At 61.3% G+C, this 13028-nt stretch carries 11 protein-coding genes; 2 read left to right on the forward strand and 9 right to left on the reverse strand.

The window, feature by feature from the left end:
* Positions 1–4 precede the first annotated feature (4 nt).
* Both QF629_08050 and QF629_08055 read left to right on the forward strand, forming a co-directional pair.
* Entirely contained in the window at positions 5–505 is a 501-nt protein-coding gene (locus QF629_08050) for a TRAP transporter small permease subunit (GenBank protein ID MDP6013478.1), read from the forward strand.
* Positions 502–1818 carry a TRAP transporter large permease subunit gene (locus tag QF629_08055; protein MDP6013479.1) on the forward strand — a complete coding sequence of 439 codons (1317 nt, stop codon included), beginning with the start codon at positions 502–504 and terminating at the stop codon, positions 1816–1818. Before QF629_08050 ends, QF629_08055 begins: the two co-directional genes overlap by 4 nt.
* A gap of 221 nt (positions 1819–2039) precedes the next feature.
* On the opposite strand, the gene QF629_08060 is transcribed toward QF629_08055, so the two are convergent.
* The 9 genes from QF629_08060 to QF629_08100 form a co-directional block, all read right to left on the reverse strand.
* Entirely contained in the window at positions 2040–3242 is a 1203-nt protein-coding gene (locus tag QF629_08060) for a putative porin (protein MDP6013480.1), read from the reverse strand.
* A gap of 353 nt (positions 3243–3595) precedes the next feature.
* Positions 3596–5002 carry a protoporphyrinogen oxidase gene (gene hemG / locus QF629_08065; protein MDP6013481.1) on the reverse strand — a complete coding sequence of 469 codons (1407 nt, stop codon included), beginning with the start codon at positions 5000–5002 and terminating at the stop codon, positions 3596–3598.
* Positions 4999–6264, reverse strand: coding sequence for a radical SAM protein (locus QF629_08070; protein MDP6013482.1), 1266 nt, complete (start codon positions 6262–6264; stop codon positions 4999–5001). The genes hemG and QF629_08070 overlap by 4 nt, the downstream gene beginning before the upstream one ends.
* Positions 6257–7906 (reverse strand): universal stress protein, encoded by a 1650-nt coding sequence (locus tag QF629_08075; protein ID MDP6013483.1) that lies wholly within the window; start codon positions 7904–7906, stop codon positions 6257–6259. The genes QF629_08070 and QF629_08075 overlap by 8 nt, the downstream gene beginning before the upstream one ends.
* A gap of 2 nt (positions 7907–7908) precedes the next feature.
* Positions 7909–8088: a hypothetical protein gene (locus QF629_08080; GenBank protein ID MDP6013484.1), complete on the reverse strand. Its 180-nt coding sequence runs from the start codon at positions 8086–8088 to the stop codon at positions 7909–7911.
* Positions 8089–8104: 16 nt separating this feature from the next.
* Positions 8105–9649, reverse strand: a complete 1545-nt coding sequence (locus QF629_08085) for a c-type cytochrome (protein MDP6013485.1) — start codon at positions 9647–9649, stop codon at positions 8105–8107.
* A complete protein-coding gene (locus QF629_08090) occupies positions 9642–10409 on the reverse strand; it encodes a cytochrome c (protein ID MDP6013486.1) in 768 nt (255 codons plus the stop codon). The genes QF629_08085 and QF629_08090 overlap by 8 nt, the downstream gene beginning before the upstream one ends.
* Positions 10406–11239 (reverse strand): c-type cytochrome, encoded by an 834-nt coding sequence (locus QF629_08095; GenBank protein ID MDP6013487.1) that lies wholly within the window; start codon positions 11237–11239, stop codon positions 10406–10408. The genes QF629_08090 and QF629_08095 overlap by 4 nt, the downstream gene beginning before the upstream one ends.
* Positions 11236–13026, reverse strand: a complete 1791-nt coding sequence (locus QF629_08100) for a cytochrome ubiquinol oxidase subunit I (GenBank protein MDP6013488.1) — start codon at positions 13024–13026, stop codon at positions 11236–11238. Before QF629_08100 ends, QF629_08095 begins: the two co-directional genes overlap by 4 nt.
* Between the last annotated feature and the right edge of the window lie 2 nt (positions 13027–13028).

The raw sequence follows: 13028 nt of genomic DNA on the forward strand, positions 1-13028 counted from the left end.
CGCCATGATCGAATGGCTGTCCGAGCGCATCGGGCGGCTCTTCAGCTTCCTCTTTCTCATCTGCATGGCGATCATCGCCTACGAGGTGGTGATGCGCTACGGCATCAATGCGCCCACAATCTGGGCCCATGACGTCACCACGGCGCTGTGCGCGACAGGCTTTTTACTGAGCGGGCTCTATACCATGCAGCGGCGCGCCCATATCCGCGTGTCGCTTGTGTACGAACACCTACCTTCAGCCGTCCGCGACGTCCTCGACGTAGTCAATAGTCTCATCATTTTAGGTTTTCTCGGGCTGCTGGGCTATCAGTCAACCAAGAGCGCGATCACCTCGGTCAGCATCGGCGAGACCGCGGGCACGGCGTCGCAGTTGCCGTTACCGGCCATCGTGAAGTCGGCGCTGGCGACTGTTTGCATCCTCATGTTCATTCTGGCGCTGGTGCATCTGATCCAGTCGCTAACACGCCAGCCTTCAGGCGAACCGCGTAGCGTGGACCAAACGTGAGCATCGAGCTACTCACTTGCCTCATGGTTGGCGCCATTGCCGTGCTGCTGATCATGGGCCTGCCGCTCGCTTTCGTGACTGGGGCCGTGGCCATGACGGTTGCCGTGAGCGAGTTCGGCCTCTCTGGATTGTTTCTCATCGAAAGCCGCATCACTAGCCTGGTGCGCGAGTTCGTGCTCGTCGCCGTGCCCATGTTCATCCTCATGGCCTCAGTGCTCGAGCGTTCGGGAGTGGCGCGCGACCTCTACAGAGCTATGCACATATTGGCCGGTGGCTTGCGTGGCGGACTCGCCATCCAGACCATGGTAGTGGCCGTTCTAATGGCGGCAATGACCGGTATCATCGGCGGCGAGATCATCCTGCTGGGGCTCGTCGCCCTGCCGCAGATGCTGCGTCTCAACTACGACCGCGGGCTCGCCATTGGTACGATCTGCGCCGGCGGCTCGCTAGGCACCATGATCCCGCCATCGATCGTGCTTATCATCTATGGCCTGACAGCCGGCGTGGATATTGGCCAGCTTTTCGTCGCCACTGTCATGCCGGGACTGCTACTCGCCAGCATCTATGTCGGCTACATCATCGTCCGCTGCCAACTCAACCCAGAGCTGGGGCCGCCGGCGCCGCTCGAAGAGCGACAGTTGCCGCGTGAAGAAAAGCTGCGCCTAATCATCGGATTATCGTTGCCGCTCGGTGTCGCGGCATCGGTGCTGGGCTCGATCTATCTCGGTATCGCCAGCGTCACCGAGGCCGCCGGCATGGGTGCGCTCGGCGCCATCATATCTGCAGGCGTGCGCCGCGAGCTGTCTTGGACCATGTTGCGCGAAGCTCTCTATCAGACCATGAACACGTGCGGCATGCTTCTCTGGATCACATTCGGTGCTACGGCACTGATCGGCATCTACAACCGCATGGGTGGCGACACCTTCGTCGAGGGTCTGATTACCGGCCTGCCGCTCGGCCCCCTTGCCATCATCGTAGTGATGATGGCGATTCTCATCATCCTCGGTATGTTCATGGACTGGATCGGCATTTGTCTCTTGACCATGCCGATCTTCGTGCCGGTGGTGATCACGCTGGGCTACAACCCTATCTGGTTCGGCATTCTATTTTGCATGAACATGCAGATTAGCTACCTGACCCCGCCCTTCGGCCCCGCCGCCTTCTACCTCAAGGGAGTGGCACCACCGGGCATCAAACTCGGCCACATATACAACGCCATGTGGCCCTTTATCGCGCTACAAGCCTGCGGCCTGGTGCTGGTGCTGTTCTTCCCGGAGATCGCGCTTTGGTTACCGGCTCAGCTCCGGAATTAGCCGATTCAGCGCACCCACTAAAACTTGACCGATACAGTACAACGTAGTGAACTTATTAAAAGTGAATGAAGCGCCCGAGCAAGATTGCTATGAGGTCTGTAGCATGGCTCGGTGACACACCAGTAACAGCCATCCATATCGCATGCAGATGCTACACTATGTATATCTTGAAGAGGATGACCTTAATTTTAATCAGAGCCTCCCGCTTAAGGATACGAGGCTCAGAACTTAGTGTTAAAGTCTATGCGGAAGCGCTTCCCGTCCTGCGTGCTGGTAATGGCATCGACGATATAAAGCCGGGCGACTAGGTTCGTTTTGCCAGAGATCGCAAAGGCGGTGCGAAACTCGTGGCCACGCAGATCACTCGAATCGGTCTGGTTAGCTGAGCCCCAGCGCACCCAATCATCCTGCGCGTAGGAAGCATTAACTGCCAGAGTCTCGATACGGGCAAAGTAGTAGCCGACCAGCCAATCTCCCCATTCCTTCAGCTTACCAACCTTGGCCGAGAGTATGAAGCCGTCACGCTCGTTGCGATTTGCCACGGTAAAGGCGTTGGAATCGCTTGCCGAATAGCTCTCGAAGTTATGCATGAAGTCAGCACCGAGTGTGATCGGCATATCCATGGCCAACAACTTCGCCTGTACACTGACGACGCCAATCTGGTAGTCCCTCGCGCCGTTACCGTTACGTATGTTGACTGCGCCGTCCTTGCCCTTCATGTCGAAATAGCCGGCTGCGGCGTTCAGTTTTATACCCTCCGCGACATCACCAGAATACTTGAGCTGCCCGGCGATCATTTTGCCGAGCTGATGCGACATCATGCCGTCCGGCAACGCGAAGACGCCTGTGGTGACCGACAGTTTGCCAACGCCCGTGTCGAAGCCGCCGCCGGCGGCGCCGCCGAGTAGGGTCACATCGTCATCCCAAAAATGCTCGTTCTGTTTCCAGAACGGAAAGCCGTTGCTCCCACCCCAGACCCACACTGGGTCAAGGCTGACCTTAGCAAAATACTTGTCGAGAACGCCGCTACGCTCTCCGTGGTCGTCGCTCGAAAAGTCGGCGATCGTCGCATGCGGAGACTGCTGCGAGCGCTGGTTACCGCTGCGCGCGCGCACACCGAACTCGAGTTCATCGATCGGCTTGTACTTAAAGCCAAATCGGGCACGAATGCGGGCGCGCGTGCGGTCGGTGCGCATGGCGCCGTTAGCGCGTTGAGAATCCCAGTCGAATTCCTGACGGGCACGAAAGTCGCCATAGACCTTGAGCGGGCCGCCTTCTACCAGCGCAACGTCGCCACTGGCCGGGCCGGTCGCAAGCAGCGAGACAAATCCGGCCACGAGGCCAGCTACCAGCAGCCCGCCACCCCCACCAGTACTTGCATTCGGCCCTTCAGAGCATGTTCTCTTGTGCTTCGATCCGATCATAATAGGAACTCTTTCAATTCCACTAAGTGTTGAAAATAGGCTTCGCGCGCCCCTGAACGTGGCGGATATGTCCCCACCGTACAGATTACAGTGGAGTCCGTAGCATGGTCTGGTAACACGCCAGTAACAGTCCGCTGATGCACGGCCAGCAACAGTGCCCGATAACAACTGAAACGGCCGTATTCTGGATTACTGAAAAAGAAATCTATCCCCGTTATTTAATCATTCAGAGCCGACTCTTACAAACTACTGTGGGGCCCGCGGCATATATGGTAACACACCAGTAACACTCACTCGTCTCGCATACAGATGCTACACTATGTGTATTTGGACAAGGATGACCTTAATTTGGGTCAAATTTTCGCCATGTCTGCGAATGATTCTTGCATCCAGACCTCATCGCGGCCGGCTTCCATAAGATAACCTGCCACCTGCTCAGCTGTTTCGCCCGCCCGCTCCAAGCAGGCCGTCACTGAAACGCCATCAAAGTAGTTCCCGCTTAGGAACAGTCCCGGGTGCTCTGTTAAGGCCATGTGAATGTCCGCCATGCGGGCGCCGTGACCCAGATCAAGCTGCGGAATGCCGCGCGACCAGTGGCGCACGCGCGCGACAGTGGGCGGGCCGACGGCACCAACAAGGTCGTGCAGTTCGCCTTCTACCAGATCGATCAGGTCTCGTTCCGGCAGAGCCGCGGCCTGCGGCGCCCTCCGGCCGCCGACATAGGCAGCAAGAGCTACCTGACCCTCCGGTGCACGCCCCGCAAACATGGTGGAGCAGAACAACACCCCTGAGACCAGGCGCTGTTCGCTGCTTGGCGTCAGATAGCCGAGACCGTCGAGCGGGTGCGAGATGTGGCGTCGCGTATAGCCCAGAAAAACTACCGCCAGCGGTGGTGCAGCAATTGCCGCCAATGCCTCGCAGGACACCGGTTGCAGGGACTCAACGAGGCCGGCAGCGACATGTGGCTGCGTCGCGATCACCACGGCGCCGGCATCGATGGTGCCGTGCCGCGCCGTCTCGACGCGCCAGCGCCTGCCCGCTTGGCGCAGGCGGCGGACGGCGACCCCCGTGTGCAAGGCCGATCCCAGACCCGCGGCCAGCGTTTTCGGTAGGGAACCGACACCGTCGCGCCACGAGAATAGCCGCCTTCCGGGCATCGAGCGTGCCGCCATACGCGCCTTTGCAGCGGCGACAAGGATCGAGCCGTGACTAGCCTCCATTTTCGCCATACGCGGAAACGCCGCCTTCAGAGATAGAGACCCGGCATCGCCGGCAAACAACCCGCCGACCAAAGGATCGACCAAGCGCTCAGCAAACTCGCGGCCAAAGCGGCGAGTGAAGAACGCAGCAACGCTTTCATCAGCGCCGCCACGCCGCGCCGGAACCAAAGGTTCGATCAGTAATCGCGTCCTGCCTGCGAGCGAAAGATAGTTGGAAGCGAAGAGTCCGAGTGGGCGCACACTGATGCCGTGCAGACGGCCGTCGCGAACCAGATAACGCTGACGCACACCGGCCCCTAAATCACAACGCTTGGCGTCGAGGCCGAGCTTGTGCGAGGCCTGCAAAGCCACAGGTGAACCGGCATTCAGAGAGCTTGGCCCGTGCTCCATGAGAAAGCCGCCGATACGCTCCGAGACAGCATTGCCGCCGGCACGGACCTGGCGCTCGAGTACCGCGACGCGCAGGCCCTTTTCCCTCAGCGACTGTGCCGTCGCTAGACCCGAGATGCCGCCGCCGATAATAGCAACATCGAAGCTCATGGCCCCCCCGATCGCCGCCACGGTGGCGCATCGCCGAAGCGCCGCTTGGCAAGCTCACTCAGGTGCTCGGCGGTGACGACGGACTCGCCAAGGTTTCGTGCGTGGGCCTCGGCACGCTGGCGCACGATACGGCGCACGAAAGACGGCACGTGCCCGAGCCGGGACTGCGCCTCGTCGCTCCAACGCAGGCTGTCGCCACGATCTGGTAAGGGCTCGATGACAGCTTCGCCGCCGGGCTGATAGTCGCAAAGAAAGTCCTCGCCCATCAGTTCGCCGTCGCGTGCCAAAGGCCGCGCCCGACAGCCACCGCAGAGCTTGACATATTCGCAAGCGCCGCAGCGTCCCTCGAGCTTGGGCTTGCGCAAGGCCTCGAACATCGGTGCCTCAGCCCACAGCGTCGCGAAGGACTGCGCTCGCAGCGAGCCGACGGTCTCTTCCATGTAGGGGCAGGCGCTGAGATCGCCTTCGGGGGTGACACGGCAATAGCGGGTGCCGGCAAGGCAGCCACCAGCCTCGTAGCCGTCTATTAGTGTAATCGGCAGCGGGGGCGTCATGGCCATGGCCATACGCTTGAAATGCGGCGCACAGCGGGCGCGCACGAGCAGCTCAGTTTCGTCGCGTGCAGCTTCGGCAACGCGCCGCAACACGTCCTCGTATGTGGCGCCGCTGATGTTGCTCATGCCGGCGCCGCGACCCGTGCAGACGAGAAAGAAGATGTTGAGCACCGCCGCGCCAGCCGAGCGCGCAAAGGCCACCATATCCTCGAGTTCGCCACCGTTGTCGTCGGTGACTGAGAAATGCAGCTGGAACATGAAGCCGGCGCGACGGCAGGCATCAATGCCGGCGAGGGTCTTCTCCCAAGCACCCGACGCGCCACGGAAGGTGTCATGCCGTGCCGGGTCCAGGGAATCAAGACTGATGCCGACGGCACTGACCCCGGCCTCCTGCAAGGCTACAACGCCTGCATCGTCGAGCAGGCAGCCATTAGTGCCGACCACTACCATCAGCCCGAGGCCGCTGGCATGTCGAGCGAGCTCGTGGATATCCGGGCGTAACAGCGGTTCCCCGCCGGTGAGCACCACCATGGTCTCGTCGCTTAGGGCGGCGATGTCGTCAAGGATCCCCTTGACCTCAGCAGTGGCAAGCTCTTCCGGCCCACCATCGCGGCGCGTACCGGCATCGAGATAGCAGTGCTCACAACGCAGATTGCAGCGCCGCGTTAGATTGAAGGCGACCAGGAATGGCGGTGCCGGGTCAGCCATCCTCGTCCATTCCCAACCGATGCCCGCCGGCACCCATGGTGCTCTCCATGACGCATCGTGATTCGGCGAGGCCGTCCTCAACAGCTTCCAGTGTTACCTCGCCGAGGCCAGCATCACGGGCATTGACTTCGATGCGCCGCTTGACCGAGCCGCGCACCATCTCCGGCACTCTGGCGAGACGCGCCAATGCCGTCGCGGTCCAGGTCATGGACAGCACGCCATCGTCTTCCAGAAATGGCCGCACGTGCTCTTCCGACACCACAACGGCATCATCGCGCCGGGCGCGCTTCTCAGCGCGCAGGCGCACGGTAGCCGCAAGAGAGGTATCGGCTACGCCATCGAGCAGCCGCATCGCCTCGGCCGACCATTCCAACGTCTCGTCAGCAGCCATGCCGCCGCCACGCTCGGGGCAGAAGCGCTGCGTCGCCTCCTCCATCAGTCCCGAGGTAATCATCGTGTGCCCACTCTCCTGGGCAAAGCGAATGATCGCCATGCGCACCATCTGTCTCGGGCCCTCTGGCACGCGCTCGAGACTGCGCTCAGCCTCTGGTGTCCAGGCGATGGTCTCGCGCGCCACCGCATCGGCCGGCGGCGTGTAGGTAGATTGACCCAGCCAGATGTGGCACGGCGCCAGGCGCAACAGGTTCTCGGCATTGCCGCCGATGTCGAGATCGGCATCGGCATGGATGCCGGTTTTGCCGATCAGCAACAGACTGGCGCCAACGACATCGAGATATTTGCTGATCGCCTGGTAGGGCTTGCCGTCAAGGAGCTTGCAGGTCAGGTGAGCGTCCTCATCCTTGGCGATGCCTGCCGCGATGTCGAGATGCGACTGGTAGATCTTGGCGATGCCGTCATCGATGATTTCCTCGTGCAGCGCTTCCTGTTCCTTAAAACGGAAGGTCTTGCCTGCCTCCTCGGAGAGCACCCCGGAAATCTTGTTGAAGGCGACATAGTGGAAATAGGGATCGTAGGCGGCGACCGCATGCACCGGTGCAGCAAGCTCGCGGCCCATGCGCAAGGCGGTCTTGAGGGCGGCGAAGGCGCGCGGCGAGCCGTCGAGCGCGACCACCAGGGGACCGTCGCCGATGGCGTGCCCGGCATCGCGGATGACCAGCGCGTCAATATCGCAACGCCGCACCACGCGTTCGCAAACCGTGCCGATGACAGCGCCCGGTACGGCTCCCAACCCCAGCGCGCCGAGTGCCATAAGATCGAAATCTCCGCTGTTGGCAGCCTCGACAATGCGCCGGTAATTCTTGCCTTCGGGGCTGAGGCGGCGATAGGGGACCTCGGCCGTGGCGCAGGTCTCAGCGGCACTATCGTGATAGCTGTCGCTGATCACGTCTAGCCCACGTGTGATCAAGTCGTCGTGCACGACGCGCTGACGCTCCATCTCGTCTTCCTGACGGTAGCGATCAGGTAAGCCGCCTTCCATCTGGCGGAAACGGCGGTCATGCAACTTGGCGGCATATGCGTGAATGCCGGTGACCTCGCCACCGGCGAAGCCAACGATGCGCAAGGCTTCGGCCAACGCCCGGTCAGCGCGTTCCGAGGCATCTAGTGCCACCAATATGCGCCCACCCAAGGCAGGCTCTCTGGCAATGGGGATCGCAGTTTCGGTTTGCGCGGTCTGTGACATGGTCAAGCCTCCTGTCGGCCTCTGATGGCACCGACGACATAGACGGTGACACCGGCCACCATCAGCAAAAGGAAGGGATTTTCGGGCGCGGTTCCACCGCGCCATACGAGCAGACTATCGAGGATACCGAGAAAGATAAGCACCACGCCGACCAGCCGGGTTTTGACCCCCCGGCGCGGCATAAACGCTTGCGCTGCCTTAGACATCGGCCTTGCGTCGTCTTGCCGTTGCACTGCGCTGCCACCAGGCCTCGCCGGCAGCGATCAGGGCGGCAATGAGCAGAGCAACGATGATTGGTCGCGCGCTCCCCGGCGGCTCGAGCAGCAGCCAATACCAAGTGGTCAGGGTATGGCGCGAGCCGCGCTCGGCATTGCTGCCGTCCCAAGCGGCAAAGGCTATGGGGATGAAACGCCCCTCTTCGAAACCAATGTCGGCCTCGACATCAACTGGCGTCAGCGGTCGCGTCATGACCACGCGCCAGGTGCCGTTGGTGTAAGTGCCAGTGGCTTGCAGGCCGGCGGCGGCAGCCTCACGCGGCACGATGTCGGCGAAGCCTCTGGCATTCATCAGCACAGCGCTTTCGGGCTCCTCGGTCGTGCCGCTGCTCCAGCGCCAGATGTTGACCGGATTGCTCGCATCGCCCATGCCGAAATACGGTTTCTCTACACCACCCGGTATCGCCACCGGAAACTGCACGGCGACGCTGTCCTCGCCCATGTTGGGGTCGGCAATAGCCTCGGCATCGGTGTCGCCGGGGATGGACTGGGTGCGGTCGTCCCATTCGAGCAGGATGGCGAGCGTCTCGTCGTCATAGGTGACGCGGGCGCTGATGGTATCGTTCGACGGCGTGAACAGGCGCTCGTCAGCGATGATCTGCGGCACCAGCAAGAAGGTCGTCGGCGCGATTTCCGCCCAGCGGGCATCGTCGGGTGCGGCAGGCACGCCGCCGTCGACGCGAACCGCCTTAATGACCGTGTTCTCTGCCCGCGGCACGCGCTCGGTCTCGGCCAGGGAAGTGACGTAATTGGCGACATGCCAGCGATCATCGATGCTCAGGCGCTTCTTGTTCACAGGATCGTCGAAGGACGGCATCTGGGTGCCCGGAATACCCACGGTCATGCGCGTGAAGATGTCGCGCGGATCGTTGCTGGCGCGGAAAGTCCAGGGCTTGGTCATGTTACGCGGCCAGGTGCGCTCGCCGCCGTCGTCCTTGAGCTTCTTGACCGCATCGCCGCGGCCATCATGACCATGGCATTCGGAGCAGCGCTGGGATTCGTGGAACAGGTCGCGGCCCCGCGCGATACTCTCGGCCGAGGTCGCGATCTGGGTGCCGTAATCGATTTGATCTGTCGGCTCCTCCTCTTCGAGGCCGGCGAAGATCTTGATATAGGCCACGAGATCCCACATCTCAGTCTCGCTCAGCACATCGCTCCAGTCCGGCATGGCTGTACCGGGCATACCGTCGCTGATCATGCGATAGAGGTCAGCATCGTTTGGCACGAAGTCGTCGAAACCAGTGGTTTTGAACTTGTAGGCACCTTCGCTGAAGTCGCGCGGCGGCGGGTTAAGTCGCTCAGCCGCCGGTCCGGCGCCGTCGCCATCCTCGCCGTGGCAACCGACACAGTGCTCGAAGTAGATGACCTCTCCGTTGTCGGGGTCACCCTGCTGAGCATGCACCGGCAATACCGCAAGCGACAGGGCCAAGACCCCCGACCAGGCCAAGATCTTACCGACGTTATTCATGATCCCAAGACCGCGGCACGTGGCCGGTGTAGTCGTAGAGGAAAAGGATGACCTTCCAGATCTCATCCTCGCTGAGGAAGTCCTGCCAGACCGGCATCGACGACAGCCACGGGGTCGCCTCCTTTGGCAGGCCCGGTCCACCCGTGGCGATGCGCCAGAAGAGAAAGGATTCCTGTAGCTGGGCAATGGTGCCTATGTCTTGAAAATTGAGCGGCACGGGATTGAGTCCGGCTGCATAGGGGCCATTGCCGTCTAGTTTGTCGCCATGGCAATACTGGCAATTTCGGATGTAGACTTCGGCGCCTTCGGCGACGGCCTCGGCAAAGGCCTCGGGATCCTCGCTCTCAAGGACGCGGTAGGGGTTCTCCAGGGTAAGCAGGTCATAGCGCTTACCGAACAGCGTCGCCGCGGCCGGCGGCGCCGGATGGATAGAGCGCAACTCCAACGGTGCCTCTAAACTCGGCAGCATGCGCATGAACGCGAACAGGCCGGCGGCCAGGGGCAGCAACACGAAGACAACATTGCGCGCCAGCTTGCGGCTTGGATCGTCGACCAGCAACTTGATCGGCGCCACCAGCGCCGCCGTGCTCTCGTCACTGAAGGTGAAGACCATGAAAACGCCGGCGAAGACGAAGAACATGTACATGTTCAGCAAGCTCGCCGGAATCGGCTGACCGAGAATGACGTCGAAGACAACGATGAAGCCGAGGTAGACCCCAATCAGGACCAACGCCGCCTGTAAGAGCCGGGGGACTCTCATTTTAGGCTCACGAGATAGCTGACCAACATCTCGAGCTCCTGCGCGTACATCTGTTCGCCGTAGTCGACCGGCATCATGTCGGCCTCGAAGCCCTCGGCAATGTCGGCGTTGGGATCGAGGATGGCACGGCGGATATAGTCGCTCTCGCGCGAGGCACCGATCGTGTTCAACTCGGGGCCGAGTTCGCCTTCCTCCTCGCCCACCTTGTGGCAGGCGCCACAGGCGAATTCGAGAATCGCATCCTCAGGCGTGGTCAACGGCGCGCGCGGCTCGGCCTCCGCCGCACCCTCGTCTTCGTCCCCGCTTGCCGCCTCGTCGGCCATGTCATTGGGAATGATCACCGTAACCTCGAGCCCGCCGAGGTCCTGCAGGAAAGCGGTGACCGCCGCGATCTCCGCCTCGGACAGGTCTATGGCACCGCCCAGCACGCTCGGCATGGGGCTTTCCGTGTCGTTGCTGCCAGTCTTGCCGAAGCCGGCGACGACGAAAGCCGAGGGCTCGAGCATAGATTCGCGCAAGTAGCTTTCACTATCATCTGCGGTGCCTTCGTAACGCAAGTCGGCGAGCCGCTCCTCAGCCACCACGGCCGCCTCTTCGAGTAGCGGCGCCCGACCGCCAACGGCGTTGTGGCAGAGCGTGCAGGTGCCCTTACCCTCATAGATGCGCCCACCCAGCGCGATAAACTGCTCGGGCGTGATTGCCGACAGGTCGACCACCTCTGCCTTAGGCGGCGGTGCCGGCTCGATGCGCGGGATGCCAAAATTGGAGAAGCTGGCGAAGACGCCGACGATGACCAGGGCGAAAGCCACCACCTTGAGGACATTGCTCATGCTTCGTCCTCTTGCCAATAGCCCGTCGCGGCCGTCTTGCGGCTGCTGATCTGGCTTAGCCAGAAGACGAATATGACCATGACCATGAACAGCACGACGCCGATCGAGACAACGTTGGCAGCGGCGCCGAGGGTGAGCGTGTAGGCATCAACCGAGTTGTCGCGCACCAGGTTAGTCACGTGCCAGTGCTGGCGGATGCCGGAGCGGATATAGCCCATTAGTCCCATCAGCCAGGTAAAGGCGACGGCCAACAGGAACAGCGCATATTGCGAGCGCTCCGAGACGCGGCCCCAGTGCAGAGGTGCCACCTCGCGCGAACGGCGATACATGACCACATCGAGAGACGTGCTGACGACGATCACGATCAGTGTTGTCAGGACCTGCGGGACCGAGGCCGCGACCTTGTAGACGGTGTTGGTGAAATAGCCGTGATAGATACCAAGGAAAAGAATGTTGAGGATCGCGGCCAGATATAATGCCACCTGCACCGCATTGCCTGCCGCCACCCAGGAAACTGTGGGAACCTTGTTGGCGCGGCGGTAGAGCTGGAAGCTGAGCGCGGTGAAGATGATCATGATGTTCACCGCCGTGTTCTTGGCGGGCATGATCCCGAGGGGACCGAGAATCCCGTGATAGGGCCCGCCGAGCGCACGCAGCTCGGCATTGGTCAGCACCAGCGTGTGCGGCGTGAACCAGACCAGAAAAGCGCCAACCAGCACGATGGCGATATATTTTATGTAACGGTAGTAGCGCACACTGCCGTCGCTGCGCCCCATGCCGCACCAGAGATAATAATTAGCCGACAGGAAGAGCGAGCCGATCAGCACCGCCTGGATAATGAACAGCCAAGCGAAAACGCCACCCATCAGGGTGATGCCCATCTGCTGACTGTAGGCATAGATTTCGGCGGTCAGATAGTAGCCGGCAAAGGGCAGCGGCAGCAACGCCGAGATGGCGATGAAGTTAGCGTTATAGCCCATCCAGTCGTAATGGGCACGCTCGCCAGAATTGCGCGCGTTGAGGAACTTGAAGGCGGCATAGGCGCCGACAATGGAGCCGCCAAAAGCGACATTGGCGACTACCCGGTGCAGATTTATGGGGTTCCACAGGTGATTGTGCATGGCACCCCAGACGTCGCCCGTATAGACGCCGCCGGCATCGATTCCGGCCGGGCTCATCATGAAAGTGAGCCATGCATTGGCGAGCAGCATCAATACCGTGCCAACAGCATTGAGCAGCAATCCCAGCGTAAGATGCGTCCATTTACGGAAGCCGCCCTGCAGCCAATGCCAGCCGTAATAGTATATGTAGAGTACCGCGCTCTCGGCGAAGAACAAGAGCGCGTAGTAAAACATCGTGTCCTTGAACACGCCCGACAGATAGAAGAACAGGCCGGGGTAGAAGACGACCAGGCTGAACACGAGGAAGCCGCCGAGGATTGCAGTCAGGGAATAGGCGGTGATGCTGACCTTGATGAACTCGTAGGCCATGTCGTCGTAGCGCTTGTCGCGCTTGGCCATACCGACGGCCTCGATGATCAGCACGAAGATAGGCACCGCCAGCACAAAGGCGGCAAACCAGAGGTGCAGCTGGGCCGCTAGCCAGACCACGATGCGGCTGTTGACGCCAGGGATACGCGGATAATCGGCATCGGTGAGCTCGGGCGGTGTTATCCCGGCAATTGCCGTTGCCTCTTCCTCCTGGGCGAAGCCCCCGACGGGCTCGAGTACCAGCAGCGCCATAAACAGCACAAAGGCCAGCAATGGCAGCGCACGTATGATCGCCATTC

Source organism: Alphaproteobacteria bacterium (genome assembly GCA_030739735.1).
Lineage (GTDB): Bacteria > Pseudomonadota > Alphaproteobacteria > UBA7887 > UBA7887 > UBA7887.

Excerpts from the sequence above, each read along its gene's own strand:
- QF629_08050 (MDP6013478.1), top strand. The coding sequence starts at position 5 with ATGATCGAATGGCTGTCCGAGCGCATCGGGCGGCTCTTCAGCTTCCTC.
- QF629_08060 (MDP6013480.1), bottom strand. The coding sequence starts at position 3,242 with ATGATCGGATCGAAGCACAAGAGAACATGCTCTGAAGGGCCGAATGCA.
- hemG (MDP6013481.1), bottom strand. The coding sequence starts at position 5,002 with ATGAGCTTCGATGTTGCTATTATCGGCGGCGGCATCTCGGGTCTAGCG.
- QF629_08070 (MDP6013482.1), bottom strand. The coding sequence starts at position 6,264 with ATGGCTGACCCGGCACCGCCATTCCTGGTCGCCTTCAATCTAACGCGG.
- QF629_08075 (MDP6013483.1), bottom strand. The coding sequence starts at position 7,906 with ATGTCACAGACCGCGCAAACCGAAACTGCGATCCCCATTGCCAGAGAG.
- QF629_08080 (MDP6013484.1), bottom strand. The coding sequence starts at position 8,088 with ATGCCGCGCCGGGGGGTCAAAACCCGGCTGGTCGGCGTGGTGCTTATC.
- QF629_08085 (MDP6013485.1), bottom strand. The coding sequence starts at position 9,649 with ATGAATAACGTCGGTAAGATCTTGGCCTGGTCGGGGGTCTTGGCCCTG.
- QF629_08090 (MDP6013486.1), bottom strand. The coding sequence starts at position 10,409 with ATGAGAGTCCCCCGGCTCTTACAGGCGGCGTTGGTCCTGATTGGGGTC.
- QF629_08095 (MDP6013487.1), bottom strand. The coding sequence starts at position 11,239 with ATGAGCAATGTCCTCAAGGTGGTGGCTTTCGCCCTGGTCATCGTCGGC.
- QF629_08100 (MDP6013488.1), bottom strand. The coding sequence starts at position 13,026 with ATGGCGATCATACGTGCGCTGCCATTGCTGGCCTTTGTGCTGTTTATG.